The organism is Fibrobacter sp. UWH6, assembly GCF_900142465.1.
In the GTDB taxonomy this organism is placed as follows: Bacteria; Fibrobacterota; Fibrobacteria; order Fibrobacterales; family Fibrobacteraceae; genus Fibrobacter.
Genome location: NZ_FRAX01000002.1, coordinates 269,140 through 285,689 on the forward strand (window position 1 = coordinate 269,140; position 16,550 = coordinate 285,689).

The window sequence follows — 16,550 nt, forward strand, 5'->3', positions numbered from 1 at the left end:
GGTGAGCGACACATTGAAAAGTTTCAATCTGAAAAATTTTGATCCGAAACACAGCCTCTTTATCGAAGCGTCAGCAGGGACAGGCAAAACCTATACCATTCAGCTCATGGTATCCAAGCTGATTAGTCAAGGCACGCCTCTCAAAAAGATTCTTATCGTCACCTACACCGAAAAAGCTGCGGGTGAGTTAAAGGACCGTATCCGCAAAAAGATTAACGAAGTCCTTGAATTCAAAAAAATCAACAAGGATGACTCTGACGAACCGGAACTTTCCAAGGACGTATTGTCCCTTTTTGCCAAGGCAAACCAGGATGTTGACAACGCAGCGATCTTCACCATCCACTCCTTCTGTCAGAAGGCCTTGAAGGAATACGCCTACGACGCGGGCCGCCCCTTTGATATGGGTATGATCGATGATGCCGCGGTTACCACCTTGGTAGAACAGTATATTCGCGACCAGTGGGTCAATGACGAAAAATTCCAGAAACTTCTCGCATCTGAAAAAACAGAATCTTTGACCAACCAGTTAACGGAAACCATTGTCAGCGCCATCAACAACTATAAAGGCTGTTGTAAAAAAGGCGAAATCATTCCGTTAGACGGGCCCAGTCTTCCGAAAATCAATGGTCAGGAGGTCCCCCTAAGCGCTCTTGAAAAAATTTCTAAAGCCACCTGTTATAACGATTTGAAGTGTATTCCCGGTTTTGAAGATGAGCTGACTTTTTTCGACAGCGTTTCTAATACAGAAAAAAGAGCCACGGAGTTCACCGAAAAAATCAAGTCATGGACCAACGAAAGTCAGGACCTTCTTTTTAACGGCCACTCATTCACAACAAAATCATTCTCCGAGACAACCCTTCCCCATTTCAATGCAATCAAGGAAATCAAGGAACTGATCAAGAGCGCCCCAAAACACCTTTATCGCGCCCAGTACGAGGAATTTCTCTGCAAGCAGATTCCCATACTTTTTGACAAGTGGCAAAAAGCAAAGAAGGATGACAAAAGGCAATCCTTTAACGACATGATTCTTTCGGTACATAAGGCTATCACCGAAAGTGACAATCTCAAGGAAAAATTGCGTCAGCAGTTCAACTTCGCCATCATTGATGAATTCCAGGATACCAATAAACTGCAATGGGATATTTTCCGCACAATCTTTTTGAAAGATCAGGGCAAGGCCGTCGAAGGTCATTCCATTTTTGTGGTAGGCGATCCAAAACAATCCATCTATAGTTTCCAGGGAGCCGACGTAAACGTCTATAAGGAAGCGATCCTGGAAATCAACAACGGAACTTCTCTCAACAACAACTTCCGTTCTACAACGGGAATCATTGAAGGTTGCAACGAACTGTTCAAGGGAAGTTTCTTTACTCCTGCAGAAAGCTCTCCCGAACTGGTAAAATTCCAACCATCTGGTGCTCCTACCAACGAAAGCCAAGTTAAAGTTCCGCCTATGATAAGCGGCAAGGAAGTTGCACCGATCTGGATTAGCGAAAACGAAATTTCCAGTCTGAATTTCGCACGTTCCGCTGTGGCAAAAATCGTAGACTGGTGTTCCTTCGAAAACGGAAAGACCAAGCTCCAGGTTTTCGACAAGAAAGATTGTCGCAAATACCGCAACGTTTCCTTCAAGGACTTTGCCGTACTGGCCCGTACTCGCAGCGAAATGGAGGTCATGGAAGATTCACTGCGACACGCAGGCATCCCTTTCAGTCGTTACAAAGACAACAACCTGTTTAACAGCCGTGAATGTGCCGAATGGATAGCCCTGTTCCGTGCCTTGAATGCTCCGGATTTTTCTGCATGGAACCGTAAACTTTTAAGTGAAGTTCTCATTACCGATTTCTTTAAGACGGTCTTTACCAAAAAAGACAATTCTTCTGAAGATCACAGCATGGATGAACTTCATTATGTTGACAGCAAGGTTTTTGACGACCCCAATAATAGGGAACGCAAACTGCTGAATGTCTGGCGAGACTTGGCTCTTAAGCGTCGATACGCCGAAATGCTGGAGCGTATTTATAGCGACACCCAGATTGAGCAACGTCTAATGGATATTTCCAAGTTGCAAAATTTGGCGAAGCTCCGTCAGATCGGAAACTACGCCGTAGAATTCCTTTATAGCCACAACTGTTCCCTGGAAGATCTAGTCCGTCACTTGGAAGGACTGGCTGCATTCCGTGATGACGCCGACGATGAAGACGGAAGCCTCGTTGAAAAGGGAACCGACTACGATGCCGTTCAGGTCATGACCATTCACGCCTCCAAGGGGTTGGAATTCCCCGTGGTAATTTCTGTGGCAGGATTCAAGGGCGTGAATAATCTTTCTAGAGGTCCCTTCCTGTATCATGACGACAATGGAATCCATTTGGGCTTAGGCAGCGACGCCAAGGAAATTCGCAAGGCAGAAGAACTGGAAGAATGGAAGCGTTTGTTCTACGTGGACTTTACACGAGCATCATCTATTCTAATGCTACCTCGCTACGAAAACTGGACCAAAAAGGACAAGAGCGGAGCCATTATTTCTGTTAAACCAGAATTCAAGTTTCTACATGATTCCCATAAGGAATTTTGTGAAAATGCCGTATGTATCGAAAATGCTGAAAACAGCGTTTTTGAATATCCCTGCTACACAATTCTAAAAACAGACAGCGATTGGAGCATTGCCGAAAAGAAAAAACTCGTACGGGAATATATTCTGCAGCCATTAAGCAAAAACAGTTCCTCTGCGGAATCCACAGACAATATCGAAGAGCTGATTCAGGAACAAAAAGGCATCATGGAAGACCTGCAGAAGCATGTGCCTCAGGCCTGCATTATGCAGTATTCCTACTCATCCCTTTCGGGCAAGGCCGACAACGGCATCAGCAACGAAGACGATACTCCCATCGATCAAGACGGCAACGAAGAATCTTCTGTGGCTGATGTTGCAGGCAAGAACAAGGTCTCCATCAAGAGTATTGATGTCAATGCACTAGATTGTACCCTTGCCTACGAGGAATCTCGCGATTATCAGAGCCACTACGAAGAAAATCTAAAGAAGTTCCCTCGCGGAAGCAAATTGGGTAACGCCATCCACCATGTCTTTGAACGAGCCAAGTTCTTTGAAATCGGACAACAGCTCCCTACTCTAGAAAGTGCCTTGGCAGATTCCAAATGCATAAATGTCGTCGAAGAAGAATTCAAGAACGAGGCATTGCCTATTTGGAATCACAAGAAGGAATGGACTGACATCGCCATTGCCTACTTGTGGAATACACTGAATGCAAAACTACCCGCCATCGCAGGAAATTGCGCTACAGGAGAATTTTTCACCCTAACAGAAATTCCTCTGGAAAATCATAAGGCTGAAATGCAGTTCAACCTGAATGCAGGAACCTCCGAAGAGCTCCGCAGATTCTGCAAGGGTTTTATCGATTTGATGTTCGTGCGAACTGATGCCCAGGGCAACAACCTCTACAGCATTCTGGACTGGAAATCCGACGTTCTGGAGGAAAATCGCTATACGCCAGAAGCCTTAAAGGAACGCGTTGATGCAGACTATTCCATTCAACGAGTGCTATACAGCTACTGCCTTATTCAATGGCTGAAACAGTTCTATGGAGAAGGTACTGCAGAAAACCTGACTGAAGAAGAAATTTTCAACAAGCATTTCGGCGGCATCTACTACGCATTTGTCCGCGGCACCCAGGGCGGAACAGGCAAGGGAATTTACGCCCAGACCTGGAAATGTTATGACGATCTTAAAAATGCCTATGGCGAAATCAAAAAATTGATGAGCAAGTAGGAGGCAACATAATGAACTTTATTGAAACAGAAAACTTTGAAGATTTCTACAACGCATTAAAGGAAATGCGTGGGATTTCCGCCATCGACAAGCACCTTCTCTCTTTGCTGTTTGACATTCAGCCGGATATCAGCCTGAAGGTACAGAAGTTTCTCGCTCTCTGCTTTTCGTTGCTGGACGATGGCAATACCCGCCTGCCTCTTATCGCCGAAGAATTTTTTGAAATGTGGTCCAAGAAGTGGCAAGGCCTTGTGCAATTGAGCATCAGCGCTTCTGAAACAGAAATAGACGAAAACAACTTCCACGCACCGCAGGAATTTTTGGACATTATAGACGCGGGAATCTCCGAATTCAAGAGCCTAAAATTTTCTGAAATCGTAGAAGGACGCCTGGTAAACGAAGCCATTGACAATGATAACTATTCTAAGCCATTTATCATCACCACCGGCGTAACGCCCTACCTTTATTTTGCCAAGCATTTCAATGCAAAATGTCTCATTGAAAAGTCGGCAGCACTTCTGTTCAAGAACGGCAGCAACCCTTCTGCTACATCAATCAAGAAATGCATTGATGAAATTTCAAAAATTAGAAAGCCTATAAACGGTAAACCATTCCTGGTCAATGAACAACAGGCAACGGCAATCCTTCGCGGACTTTCTGAGAATTTGATTATTACAGGTGGCCCGGGTACGGGTAAAACCACCGTGGTTCTCTACATCCTGTGGAAGCTATTGCAATCTAACAGCGATATGCTGGACTGGTCTATCTATTTGGCAGCCCCCAGCGGCAAGGCTGCAGACCGTATGCGAGAAAGCCTTTCTGATGGTCTTTCCGCCATCAACGACGAAATCCGTGAAAGCGAAGAAGGCGCTCCCATATTCAAGAAGCTGAAGGATCTGGAAAGCAGCACTATTCACCGTTTGCTGAAATTCTCCCGAGAAAAAGGCGACTTTCATTACAACAAGAATGAACAGTTTTCCAAAAATTCCATCTTCGTCATTGACGAAGCCAGCATGATCGATATTGAAATGTTCGCCGCCCTGTTGCAGGCCATTCCCGAAGGTGCACGCCTCTTTATTCTTGGTGATCCGTACCAGTTGCCCTCTGTGGATTCGGGAGCAGTTCTGGGAGAAATCCTAAAGGCCAAAAACAGCGCTCGCAACTTTACTGTCAAACTAGAAATATCAAACCGTTTTACCGATGATTCCCTCATCGGACGCCTGGCTCACGAAATCAAGACTGTAGCCGAAACCAAGGACATCGGCAACTTCAAGCCCCATAATTTCCTGTTGCATCCGGCCCTCTGTTCCGAAGGCGATACAATGTCTAGTGCAGACAACGGTTCCGAAAAGATGAAGGACTTGGTTTCATATTACCGACTGGAATCCGAAAGCGAATGTAAGACCGCCAAAAAGATCGAAGAAAAACGCATCGAAAAAATCGTAAATGCCTGGGTCAGCAACTTCAGCAAACTTTCCCAGTTAGCAGAACAGGTTCACCCGAACAAGGCCACTGGCGAAACAGAACTCCGTGATGAACTCTGGAACTTGAGCCTCACCCAGCGCATGCTTTCGGCAGAACGTCGCGGCCCCCGCGGTGTTGAAAACCTGAACAAGAAAGCTTGCAGTAAACTCCGCAGCCTCTGGAAGAAATCCAAACAGACTGCGCGAGAAACAGAACCCACCGAAACTATAGCCATTCAGGATTCCGGATATTTCCCCGGTCAACTTTTGATTATCACCCAGAACCAAGAAATGTACAAGTTGTACAATGGTGATACCGGTATTGTAGTTTTTGATGGGCATACTCCCTACCTGATGTTAAAAAAAGCGCCACCTCAGGATTCCAACATACAAAGGGACAACTATGTATTCTATCCCATTGCGGTTTTGCCAGAAGAAGCCATTGAAAGCGCCTTCGCCATCACCATCCATAAATCCCAGGGATCCGAATACAAACATGTAACCATGTACCTCCCAAAGCAGAAGGGCCACCCCCTATTAACGAACCAAATTCTGTATACGGGCATTACCCGCGCCAAGGAATCTGTAACCATAATAGCCTCCCCCGAGACCTTCAAGGCGGCTTGTTGCACGGTCACCGAACGCGAAACAGGGATTGAGTTGTAGTTTTTTCCAAAAAAAAGGCATTTTTACACTTCGTTGTATTTTTTTCAACGGCATTTCTCAACACCCGGTTTCCAGAGTGGCATTATGTAACTACTTTTGTTTAGATTTATGAACATGCCCGAAGTATTAGAGTATCTAGAGTATCGTGAGTTTTTGAGAGATTGGTTTGTCGAAACGAAAAAAGACAATCCTTTCACCTCATACCGCTATCTTGGCCAGAAGACCGGCGTTGACCCGGCCTGGCTTGTTCGCGTGTTCCAGAAAGAGGGACACCTGAACGAAAGCACCTTGCCGGTGTTCATCCGCCTTTGCGGACTCGACGACCGCCGTGCGGAATATTTCAAGACACTTTACCGCTTTAACAAGACCAAGGCAAAGCAGGCTCTTTCCGAACTGTACTACCGCCTTATGGAATTGCGCTCCCTGGAAACCCGAGTGCTCTCTACACCGGAACTTTCCTACTTCGGCAGCTGGGCATGCGCAGCTCTACGCGCCCTTATCGGCATTACCAAGGACACCAGCGACATCAACAAGCTGGCATCCAACCTGAATCCCGCCATTTCCCAGGATGAAGCCCGCAACGCGTTGGGCGTCATGAAGCAGCTGGGCCTGGTGGTACCCGACGGCAACGGCGGATGGAACATTACCGACCAGATTATCAGTACCGGCGGCGAAGTCAAAAGCACCGCTGTCCGCGACTTCCATAGACATACCATGGAACTGGCCCTGGAATCTATCGACCGCCACAAGCCCGAAGACCGTGACATTTCCAGCGTGGTATTTACCGCAGACGAGTCCGATCTGCCGGAAATCCGCCACCGCATCGAGGAATTCCGCCGCGGACTTCTGCAGTTCGCCCGCAAGAGTGAACGCGCCGACCGAGTTTACGCACTGAATATCGCCATGTTCCCCCTCTCCAACAAAGTGGATGACCCTTGCACGGGTTCCGAGCCGCCAAAGAAGGAGGGATGATGGAACTATTCGGAAAAAATTTTTATTTTTTGGGTATGAGCAAGTCCTATAGAACATTGGCAGTTACAGCAGTCCTTGGCTTTGGCCTCGGTCTTTCTGCATGTTCTGACGACAAGGTTGCAGGCGGCGGCCCCTCTGGCACCGAAGCCGGAAACGCCATTACCGCACAGATTTTAACAGCCGACAAGACTCCTGCCGCAAGAGCCAAGGTTAAGCTTGTAGAAAGCGCAAGCCTCGAAGGTTCCAAGGATGCCTACACCGCCGAAACCGATAAGAACGGTCAGGTAGTTGTTGAAGGCGTTGCCAGCGGCAGCTACATTCTGGAAGCCTCCCTCGAGGGCAAGGCCATCCAGACAAAGGTCAAGGTTTCTGACGCCGGAGTAGATCTTGGAACAGTGAACCTGGCCGATATGGCAACCATCAACGGTTTCCTGGGTTACATCGATGAAGGAACCATCAAGGTTCGCGGCCTCGACCATTCCGCAAAAGTTGTCAACGGCGAATTCGTTCTGGATTCCCTGCCCGCCGGTCATTTCGACCTGGTGTACATTCCCAACGAAAAGGCAAAGGATACCACCAGCACATACCTGAAGATTGATGCAGGTAAGGAATCCTCCACTAGCACTTTTGCCAACGAACGCCAAGCCTTGCTTTTGGACGACTTCGAAGACGGCAACAACCAGCATCGTTTTGGTCCCAAGTATTTTGGTCCCAGTGATGGCGGCTGGTGGTTCCAGTCTCATCATTCCAATGTCATCATCGATGCAGGTACCGAGATTGTCGTTGCAAAAGGCGATACCAGCGAATACCTGAAGATGTACGACGACGGTGAACAGCGTCTGTTGCACGTCACCTTCAATTTCGACACCTTGCGCGACACGAACACCGACGACAAGGGCGCCCTGCTGGTCTACCCCTGGGCTAATGTGGGCGTCGGCATCGGCAGTAACGACAAGTCTATCTGTTACGACCTTTCTTCCGTCGATTCCATTAGCTTTAAGGTTAGAGGTACTGGCAGCTATTACTTCATCATCGAAGACGAAGTACACAAGAAGCCTACCGACGGAAACGGTTCCATCACCGTCGAAAACAAGTCCTACGGATTTAAGGAACTTTCTGACGAGTGGGAAACTGTTACCGTGGCGACCGCCGACATCGTCGACGAAACCAAGGGTAGCCTCAGCTGCGTCACCATCTTGACCTGGCAGTTCACTAATACGGTTGACTTCTGGATGGATGATGTCAAACTGATTGGTGGCGACAGACAGAGCATTTGGGAAAAGTAATGACAGACAACGCAGTTCATGCGGTAACATCTAATCAAGACGGTCTTTACAAAAATCTAGACGAAACGGTTCGCAAGTATATTGCGACCCGTTTTTTGCGTCCTATAGCCGACCATACCCGCGAGGCTTTTGGGGTCGCAAAGGACTACGTCAAATCTTTTTACGAGAAGAATGGGAACAAGGTCTCTGGCAACGCCGAAGGGTTCCGCATCGTTCTGGATTCGGGCTGTGGCGCAGGTGAAAGCACGCTACATCTGGCCCGACGTTTTCCAGGCATTCCTGTCATCGGAGTGGACAAGTCTGCAGTTCGCCTGAACAAGGCCGGTAACGAGCACCAGCAACAGGCCGCAGGCACAGACCAGCCCGCCAACGCATTCTGGATCCGAGCCGAACTTCTGGATTTCTGGCGTCTAGCCCAGGAAGAAGTTCTTGCAGGCAACTGGATCATCGAACATCACGCCGTGTTCTACCCCAACCCCTGGCCCAAGGAAAGCGAAGCCGGCAGACGATTCCATCTGCACCCCATCTTTCCTACGCTGCTGTCCCTGAGTCCCGTTACGGAACTTCGTACCAACTGGGACATCTATGCACAGGAATTTGCAGAAGCAGCCCGCATCGTGAACACTTCAGCCACTGTCGTTTGCGAATCCTTCAATCCCGAAAATCCGGAAACGGCATTCGAGCGAAAATTCAAGGAAGCAGGCCAGCAACTCTGGCGAACTCTAGTCCGCAAATAGAATTCCCAAATTGAGTTCAAATAGAAAAGCGGGTTCACTCAAATGGTGAACCCGCTCTTTTTAAAAGTTAGCGGTACTAGACCTGCAGAACCCTATTATTTACGGTCCCTAGTCCAGGCCAGGAAACCCTTGGTTCCACGGGTAAACTTCACTTCGATTTCGGCACCTTCCCTAACAATGAATTCGGTAAGGCCATACTTGTCGCCATCGGTACGACCCCAGTCGTATGTATAGCCCAGACGTGTCCAGGGGAAACCGCCTTCGCGCCTATAGGCCTGAGAGCGAGTCTTGTCGAACCACTTCTTGAACCACATGGCGCTTTCGCTACGGTCTTCTTCGAAAGAGCTGGGGAACGCCACGTTCATCACGTCATTGGTGGGATCGGGAACAAATGCCGGACGGAACACATCCTTCACGGGGACCCAGAATACGGTAAAGTAAGTTCCGTCAAAGTCAGGAGCCTTGCCCAGGAGCTGCTTCAGGCGCAAAGTCCAGTTGTTCACGCCATCCTTATTTTCGTTGAACCACTTCATGAATTCCTTGTCGGTAAAGGCCCACACGAAGTCCTTCTTCAAGGTCATGATCTGACCATCCTTGAACTGGTCCGGATCATTGTGCCAGGTCACCAACATCACCTGAGTGTTGTCGCCGCTCAAGGTAGCGACGCTGGAATTCTGGTCCAGGTTCACCAGGGGCTGAATGTCATCGCTAGTCAACTTGGGAGCGCTCTTCAGTGCTGCTTCATATTGGGCATCAATCAAAGAATCGCGATTGACGAAGGAGACCACGTTACCCTTGGTATCGATAATATCGCAGTAAGGAACATTATCCGGATTCAGGGCCACCTTCTCCTTCTCAAACTGTTCCTGCAACAGGGCGTCATTGTGAGAGAACAGATTGTCATTTTCCAGGAAGGAAATCACAATCTTGCAGAAGCCGTCATCCGGAATCTTTACGGCAATAGGGAACGGACGCTTGCCATTATCGGCAGTATCCAGAACCAGCTTGTTATCGTTTTCACCGCAAGTATATTCGTAGGAATAAAGAGTTGCAACGCCGGGATTCATTTCGTTCACAAACAGGTTGTCCTGTTCGCTGCTCCAACCGGATTTTACCAGGATTCGCTTGTCGCCCAAAGTCATGTATTGGGGATTCACATCGCTGCAATAAAAAGCGGCCTGGCGAAACACGCCAATCACGCCGGACTTATTCTTGAAGGACTCCGGATCCTTGACCTTGAAACCGCCGGCACATGCCATCAGTGCGGCACCCGTCACGGCCACAGCGGACAAAGCACAAATACTCTTTGCAAACTTGTTCATTTTCTTCCACCTTAAAAAAATCGGTGGCAAATATAGAAATAACGGGATGTCTATTCAAATGCGGCAGCCTTGATTGGGGCGAAGAAGGCATCCAAATCCTTGGGCTCTTTCTTATACCAGGCGCCACCTCTATCAAAATCCTTGTCCCGCTGATGCTTGTCAATATTTCCGAAGCCTGAGCCAATAGTCCAAAGTTCTAGAACTTCGGCGGAATCTTTATACAAAGTAATAACCGTTTCGGCACGAGACACAGTAGAACCAGCAAAAGTTTCAAACGTGGGGTTCAGCAACATTTTTTTGAATTCCACCAGCTGCACAGAATCAAGCACCACCTTCTTAGAAGCTACGCGAACCTCTTTCTTACAATCCTCATTGCAGTTAAAAATCACTTCGGCCCGGTTGCAGTCTCGTACAAGTTCACTAAGCGGTGTTCCAAGAGCCGTATCGGCCGGGAAAATCAGTTCGTTCAAAAGTTCCATCGTTACGGCAACCTGTTTTTTTACAGAATCGCCCAACTCAAACACGTTACCGTCTCTGTCTACTTCATACAGGATCTCAGAAGAATCAGCATCCCGTTTCCCATGTCTTTTCTTGAATTTGGGAACAGTCATTACTTCGGTCTTTTCAGATTTTTCAGTAACCATGTCAGATTCGATTTTGCAACCTCTAAAGGGAACGCCCACATCCTTCAGGAATTTATTAATCTTATGCAATCTGGGAGTACTCCAGTATCCCACCGAACCTTCTCGGTTAAACGCAGTGGTAAAACGGAATCTGTCCAGGGAATCCGCACCGCGATACAAAGTAATATAGGTACCCTCTTTACAGTCAGATTCGAGAGTATCCTGCGGATGTTCATAAAGAAGACCGACACGGAGTATCTGTACAAAGTTCTGGTACAACCGACCATCAATTATCTTGTTACGTTCAATTTTACCAAGGCCCGCCGCAGTCACTTCCATTCGGTCCGCTTTTTCAAGGGCTTCAGGGAAACTCAATTTTTGCGGGGCAATCCCCTTTTCACGAGAACTGATAAACTGGTAAAGTGACACTCCCAACACCAATACAAGAGCCACAGCAACAAGAACTTTCACGAAAGACTTCATATTTCCAAATATAAAATAGATGTTCCGCAAAATAGGACGTTAAACCTTATTGAACATTCAAAATGCATAAGTGGACTTTTTTGAATTTTCTATCTTGTACCTCGTAAAGAAATATCAAAAAGAGGTCAATCATGACGTTTGAAGAAATCTACGCGCTGGTTTGCGAGCGCAAGAGAACCATGCCCGAAGGCAAGAGCACCACTGAACTCTTCAAGAAGGGTGCTCACGGTATCGGCAAGAAGCTGGTGGAAGAAGCCGGCGAAAGCTGGATGGCCGCCCGTTACGAAACTCGCGACGACCAGTGCCTGGAACTTTCCCAGGTTCTGTACTATGTGGCCTGCATGATGGCAGAAAAAGGTCTCACCCTCGAAGAAGTGTACGCTAAACTATGATTAAAGTAGCTCTCCCGAACAAGGGCATGCTCTTTGAACCCACCCAGGAACTTCTGAAGGCCTGCGGTTACAAGGCATCCAAGCCCTACAAGACTTTGACCCAGATCGACACCAAGAACGGTATCGAATTTTTCTTCCTGCGCCCTAGCGACATCCCCATGTATGTGGGTCGCGGCATCATCGACGCAGGTATCACCGGCATCGACTTCAACGCCGAAGCCAAGAGCCCGGCTGTCAAGGTTCTGGACCTGCCCTTTGGCGCTTCCAAGATGTGCGCTGCAGTTCCTAACGAAAGCCCCATCCAGACTCTGGACGAACTGAAGGATTCTACCATCGCCACCTCCTTCCCCAACATTGTTGAAGGCTACTACAAGAAGCCCATGAACTTTGTGGTTCTGGAAGGCGCTGTGGAAATTTCCGTAAGCCTCGGTGTTGCAGACGCCATCGTCGACGTGGTGGAAACCGGTACCACCCTGAAGCAGGCTGGCCTTCGCATTATCGGCGAACCGCTGTTCCGCTCCAACGCAGCCCTCTACTGCAACCCCCAGAAGACCGACCTGGAAGAAGTGAACACCCTGATCCGCCGCATCCAGGGTAAGCTGGTCGCACAGTCCTACATGATGATCGAATACGACTGCCCCGCAGACGTTCTCGACAAGGCTGTAGCCCTGACCCCGGGTCTCGATGCTCCTACCGTTGCCAAGCTCCACGGTCGTGACTGGTACTCCGTAAAGGCCATGGTGCCCCAGGAAGATGCCAACGCCATCATGGACAAGCTCTGGGACGCAGGCGCACGCAGCATCCTGCTCTTCGGTATCAAGTCCGCCCGAATTTAACGCAACGAGGTCGCCTTACTCCGTAAGGCTTTGAGCAATGAGGTCGTGCCTCCGGCACTTTGAGTGAAAGCATGGCGCTTCGCGCTCTTTTTAGGGCGCCCTCGGCGCGATTGTTCAGCTCATACCTCAAAGCGAGCTTTGCGAGCGACCTCGCACCTCACGTCTCTCCATGGAATCACTCGCTTATTTAGCCCGTCAGCCGATCCTTGACCGCGATGGCAAGGTGTGCGCCTATGAGTTACTGTTCAGAGATTCTCCGAACAGCAGTACGGCTGTTATATCCAGCGACTTGCTGGCAACCGCACAGGTGTTGGAGAACGTACTGAACAACATCGGCATCCAGCGTCTGGTCGGCAGCAGCAAGGCTTTTGTCAACTGCAGCCGGAACATGCTGCTGGACAATTTATTCGGCCTGCTGAATCCTAAATATTTCGTTCTGGAAGTTCTCGAAAGTGTAGAAGTGGACGATCGCGTCATCGAAGCCATCGAGGAGTATAAGTCCATGGGTTTCGAAATCGCCCTGGACGACTTTATCTTCGAAGAGAACTTCATCAACCGCTTCGCCCCGCTGTTCCCCTACGTCAGCTACATCAAGATGGACGTTGTAGAAAACAGCCTAGACAGCATGAGCAAGGCCGCCGCCTTCTTCAAGGCAAGGAACATCAAGCTCCTAGCCGAAAAAGTCGAAGACGAAGAAACCTTCAAGCGTTGCGTAGAAGCCGGTTACGATTATTTTCAAGGGTTCTATTTCGCCCGACCCGAAATGGTCACCGGTCAAAAAATTGACGCCACATCTACAGCCATTTTGCAGTTGCTCCAGCTATTGCGGATCCGCCCCACTCTAGAAGAACTCTGCAGCAACTTGGACAAACATCCGGAAATTGCCGCAAACCTTCTAAAGTTCGTCAATTCCGACAGCCAGGCCCACGACCATATAGACAACATAAAAGATGCAGTCGTCTGGGTTGGTATGCGCCACATTCAGGAATGGTTGCTGCTCATGTTATACGCCAGACCGGAAAATAGCCTATGATGGTAGAACCACAAAGTCTTGAAGCTCTCATTGGGGAATTTTCAGGTCTCCCCGGCATCGGGCAAAAGACAGCCCGACGCCTGGCCTACCACATTCTCACCCGCAAGCAATCCGACGTGGAACGCTTCGCCGAGAACCTGGTGAACGCCATTACCAAAGTTCATCATTGCCCCAACTGCTACGCCTTTACCGACGAAGACCTCTGCCCCACCTGCAAGGCCAGGGCAGGAGCAAAGTCCATCTGCGTCGTAGAAAAAAGTTCAGACATCATCCCCTTTGAAAAGTCAGGCATTTTCCGCGGACTTTATTTTGTACTGGGGGGAGTCATTTCTCCGTTAGACGGTATCGGTCCCGAGGCACTCCACTTAAACCAACTGGTCAACCGCATCAAGACCGAAGGGATCGAAGAACTGGTCCTGGCATTAGGTTCCAGCCCCGAAGCTGACAGCACCGCCCTCATGATCGACCGCATGCTCAACGGAGTCAACGTTAAGCGTACCCGCCTGGCCCGCGGCATCCCCATGGGCAGCGATCTTGAATTTGTAGACGAAGTCACCATGTTAAGAGCCTTCGAAGGAAGAGTAAGCCTATGAGCGCACCCGTAAAGCACCAAGCCCCCGTTGAAGTGGGCGGCTTCACCGTCACCTCGGCAGTCTTTGTAACGGCAGCCGTAAACATGAAAGGGCTTCCCGAGGAACGCCTCCCTCAAATCGCATTTCTTGGACGATCCAATGTGGGAAAATCTTCCCTTATGAATGCACTTATGGGCAAGAACGGACTGGTCAAGGTCAGTTCTACCCCCGGAAAAACCCGCGAAATCAATTTCTTCAAAGTCAACAACAAGTTTTTTCTAGTAGATTTACCAGGTGTAGGCTACGCAAAGGTCAGTTCGTCCAAAAGCGAGCAGATGTCCACCGCCATTCGAGACTACATCGCAAAATGCAAGGACTTGAAGGGTCTGGTCTATCTGGTAGACATCCGCCACGGCGGACATGACGTAGACATCGACGCCGTGGAAAATATCCGCGCCGCAGGATGCCCCGTGCTGATCGTTGCCAGCAAGCGCGATAAGGTCAATCAGTCTGAACTTGCCAAGGGACTTCGTTCCATCAAGGAAAAGTTCGGTCTTGAATCTAACCCTCTTTGCGTGAGCTCCCTAAAAAAATTCGGTCTTGACCAGCTCTGGACTGAAATTCTTGAAGCAATGAACCAAGGCGAAAAGGTCTAGTGAGAACAAAGAGATCAAAAAACTGGCAGAAGCTCAGCCCCCCGGCAAAGATATTCCACTACCTGGGAATGTTCTTGCTGCATCGTACCTTTGGGCAGCAGTGCGCTCTTTTCTGGAACGCCATCACCAGTCTTTTCTCTCGCAACCGTAATTTCAAGACAGACACCAAGAATATCATCACCCAGACGTTCTTTACCGGCGTAGAAATTTTTCCGGTATTGTTCGTCGTGGCCACCTTGTTCGGTACAGTCGTCATCATCGAAGTAATCTCCCTCATGGGCAGGATGGGTTTCTCCGATGTGGTTGGAAGTCTGATTGTTATTGTAATCATCCGAGAATTAGGGCCCATTCTTACGGCATTCCTTATCGCTGGCCGAAGTGGATCCTCGCTGACCACATACATCGGAAGCATGGTCATTAATTCGGAAGTTGATGCGCTGGCCACCATGGGTGTGGACCCGATTCGATTCCTTGTTATGCCGGGCCTTTTTGGTGGATGCATCGCCCTGTTTTTCATGAACATCATCTTCAGTGCAAGCGCCATCTGTGCAGGGTTCCTCGTAACCAAGGCCATGATCGCCCTCACCGGAAATATCATCAACATCCAGCTGACCTGGGATTATCTGACCACTGAAATCCTGAGCGCACTGACCCTTACAGATTTCGTCTATATCATAATCAAGCCTCTCGTTTTCGGGGCAATCATTACAACCAACGCCTGTTACCAGGCACTGAATATTCCGCGAGACATCCGCCAGGTCCCCAAGGCCACCTCCCGATCCGTTATCAAGTCCTTCCTGTATATTGTGTGCGCAGACGTAGTGCTTTCTATATTCTATTTCGTCGACTACATGAACAACATCAACTCGATTATCTAATGATTGACGAAGCTTTAAGAATGGAAGATATTCACCTGTCCTACAACGATCTGGCAGGAACGATTTTCTCAAAGCCCCGAGCCTTGGGATTCTTCAAGAAAGTTGAAGACGACCCCCAGAAAGAGTTAGTGACCGGAGCGAATCTTACCGTGACCCGTGGCGACACTATTTGTATCGGTGGTGGATCCGGTCAGGGAAAAAGTGCCATTCTGCGAATCATTGCAGGGTTGGTGCGCCCCACCAAGGGGAACCTATATTATTTTGGTGAATACATCCCACCGGAACGTCTAACGGCACTGGAAGTGGCAAAACGTCAGGTAGGACTGGTTTTTCAGAATGGAGCCCTCATTTCCAATCTGAAGGTGCGAGATAACATCGCCCTCCCCCTGCGATACCACAAGATGGGCTCACCCGACGAAATCGACGAAAAGATCAACATGGCCATGGACTTGATGCGAGTCCGTGAAGAAGCAGACCTTTACCCGCACCAGCTTTCTATGGGTATGCAGAAGCGCGTGGCCATCGCAAGATCCTGGGCCATGGACCCGAAGCTCCTTTTGATGGATGAACCTACCGCAGGTCTGGACAACTACAATCGCCGAAACCTGTTGCCTCTGATCGACAACATGCGAATGCTGTTTAAGACAACAATCATCATCGTGACCCATGACTTGCTGATTTCTAAAGAATTGGATTGCAATATTTGCTTCTTGCACCGCAAAGTTCTTACGGAACCCAACTCCTTTGAATACTGGAGAACCTCCAACAGCGAAATCTCCAGGGAACTGTTCCGAGACCTAAGAACAAGCGGATAAGAGGCGCGAGGGCGGTCGCCTACGGCTCC

General features: G+C 48.9%; 14 protein-coding genes. 12 read left to right on the forward strand and 2 right to left on the reverse strand.

The genetic code is table 11. From position 1 onward, the window contains the following. Position 1: 1 nt before the first annotated feature. The 5 genes from BUB73_RS03000 (at position 2) to BUB73_RS03020 (ending at position 8,911) form a co-directional block, all read left to right on the forward strand. Positions 2–3,787: a UvrD-helicase domain-containing protein gene (locus BUB73_RS03000; protein ID WP_249269362.1), complete on the forward strand. Its 3,786-nt coding sequence runs from the start codon at positions 2–4 to the stop codon at positions 3,785–3,787. Between the two features lie 11 nt (positions 3,788–3,798). Next, entirely contained in the window at positions 3,799–5,916 is a 2,118-nt protein-coding gene (locus BUB73_RS03005; protein WP_073238000.1) for an ATP-dependent DNA helicase, read from the forward strand. 114 nt (positions 5,917–6,030) lie between these two features. Further along, positions 6,031–6,888: a TIGR02147 family protein gene (locus BUB73_RS03010; protein ID WP_073157948.1), complete on the forward strand. Its 858-nt coding sequence runs from the start codon at positions 6,031–6,033 to the stop codon at positions 6,886–6,888. Between the two features lie 35 nt (positions 6,889–6,923). Then, on the forward strand, positions 6,924–8,174 hold the full coding sequence (locus BUB73_RS03015; protein ID WP_139259095.1) for a carboxypeptidase-like regulatory domain-containing protein: 1,251 nt from the start codon (positions 6,924–6,926) through the stop codon (positions 8,172–8,174). After that, on the forward strand, positions 8,174–8,911 hold the full coding sequence (locus tag BUB73_RS03020; protein ID WP_073157724.1) for a tRNA (guanine(46)-N(7))-methyltransferase TrmB: 738 nt from the start codon (positions 8,174–8,176) through the stop codon (positions 8,909–8,911). Before BUB73_RS03015 ends, BUB73_RS03020 begins: the two co-directional genes overlap by 1 nt. A 95-nt stretch (positions 8,912–9,006) precedes the next feature. Here the strand turns inward: BUB73_RS03020 and BUB73_RS03025 are convergent, their stop codons facing one another. Both BUB73_RS03025 and BUB73_RS03030 read right to left on the reverse strand, forming a co-directional pair. Next, positions 9,007–10,233 (reverse strand): hypothetical protein, encoded by a 1,227-nt coding sequence (locus BUB73_RS03025; RefSeq protein ID WP_073283488.1) that lies wholly within the window; start codon positions 10,231–10,233, stop codon positions 9,007–9,009. Between the two features lie 50 nt (positions 10,234–10,283). Beyond that, the gene (locus BUB73_RS03030) at positions 10,284–11,339 is read right to left on the reverse strand and encodes a hypothetical protein (RefSeq protein ID WP_073283490.1); all 1,056 of its coding nucleotides are present in this window, start codon (positions 11,337–11,339) and stop codon (positions 10,284–10,286) included. Between the two features lie 131 nt (positions 11,340–11,470). On the opposite strand from BUB73_RS03030, the gene hisE reads away from it, so the two are divergent. The 7 genes from hisE (at position 11,471) to BUB73_RS03065 (ending at position 16,521) form a co-directional block, all read left to right on the forward strand. Further along, complete coding sequence (gene hisE, locus BUB73_RS03035) at positions 11,471–11,731, forward strand: phosphoribosyl-ATP diphosphatase (RefSeq protein WP_073157733.1); 261 nt, start codon at positions 11,471–11,473, stop codon at positions 11,729–11,731. Next, positions 11,728–12,567, forward strand: a complete 840-nt coding sequence (gene hisG / locus BUB73_RS03040; protein WP_073238009.1) for an ATP phosphoribosyltransferase — start codon at positions 11,728–11,730, stop codon at positions 12,565–12,567. Before hisE ends, hisG begins: the two co-directional genes overlap by 4 nt. Positions 12,568–12,736: 169 nt before the next feature. Next, complete coding sequence (locus BUB73_RS03045; protein WP_073157739.1) at positions 12,737–13,600, forward strand: EAL and HDOD domain-containing protein; 864 nt, start codon at positions 12,737–12,739, stop codon at positions 13,598–13,600. Further along, positions 13,597–14,193 (forward strand): recombination mediator RecR, encoded by a 597-nt coding sequence (gene recR / locus BUB73_RS03050; RefSeq protein WP_083538296.1) that lies wholly within the window; start codon positions 13,597–13,599, stop codon positions 14,191–14,193. The genes BUB73_RS03045 and recR overlap by 4 nt, the downstream gene beginning before the upstream one ends. Beyond that, positions 14,190–14,828, forward strand: a complete 639-nt coding sequence (yihA, locus tag BUB73_RS03055) for a ribosome biogenesis GTP-binding protein YihA/YsxC (RefSeq protein ID WP_073157742.1) — start codon at positions 14,190–14,192, stop codon at positions 14,826–14,828. The genes recR and yihA overlap by 4 nt, the downstream gene beginning before the upstream one ends. Beyond that, positions 14,828–15,706 (forward strand): MlaE family ABC transporter permease, encoded by an 879-nt coding sequence (locus BUB73_RS03060; protein WP_073157744.1) that lies wholly within the window; start codon positions 14,828–14,830, stop codon positions 15,704–15,706. The genes yihA and BUB73_RS03060 overlap by 1 nt, the downstream gene beginning before the upstream one ends. Next, the gene (locus tag BUB73_RS03065; RefSeq protein WP_083538298.1) at positions 15,706–16,521 is read left to right on the forward strand and encodes an ABC transporter ATP-binding protein; all 816 of its coding nucleotides are present in this window, start codon (positions 15,706–15,708) and stop codon (positions 16,519–16,521) included. The genes BUB73_RS03060 and BUB73_RS03065 overlap by 1 nt, the downstream gene beginning before the upstream one ends. Positions 16,522–16,550 lie beyond the last annotated feature (29 nt).

Coding starts and splice junctions, on each gene's coding strand:
- BUB73_RS03045 (WP_073157739.1), top strand. CDS start 12,737: ATGGAATCACTCGCTTATTTAGCCCGTCAGCCGATCCTTGACCGCGAT.
- recR (WP_083538296.1), top strand. CDS start 13,597: ATGATGGTAGAACCACAAAGTCTTGAAGCTCTCATTGGGGAATTTTCA.
- BUB73_RS03020 (WP_073157724.1), top strand. CDS start 8,174: ATGACAGACAACGCAGTTCATGCGGTAACATCTAATCAAGACGGTCTT.
- hisE (WP_073157733.1), top strand. CDS start 11,471: ATGACGTTTGAAGAAATCTACGCGCTGGTTTGCGAGCGCAAGAGAACC.
- yihA (WP_073157742.1), top strand. CDS start 14,190: ATGAGCGCACCCGTAAAGCACCAAGCCCCCGTTGAAGTGGGCGGCTTC.
- BUB73_RS03015 (WP_139259095.1), top strand. CDS start 6,924: ATGAGCAAGTCCTATAGAACATTGGCAGTTACAGCAGTCCTTGGCTTT.
- hisG (WP_073238009.1), top strand. CDS start 11,728: ATGATTAAAGTAGCTCTCCCGAACAAGGGCATGCTCTTTGAACCCACC.
- BUB73_RS03010 (WP_073157948.1), top strand. CDS start 6,031: ATGCCCGAAGTATTAGAGTATCTAGAGTATCGTGAGTTTTTGAGAGAT.
- BUB73_RS03005 (WP_073238000.1), top strand. CDS start 3,799: ATGAACTTTATTGAAACAGAAAACTTTGAAGATTTCTACAACGCATTA.
- BUB73_RS03025 (WP_073283488.1), bottom strand. CDS start 10,233: ATGAACAAGTTTGCAAAGAGTATTTGTGCTTTGTCCGCTGTGGCCGTG.
- BUB73_RS03065 (WP_083538298.1), top strand. CDS start 15,706: ATGATTGACGAAGCTTTAAGAATGGAAGATATTCACCTGTCCTACAAC.
- BUB73_RS03030 (WP_073283490.1), bottom strand. CDS start 11,339: ATGAAGTCTTTCGTGAAAGTTCTTGTTGCTGTGGCTCTTGTATTGGTG.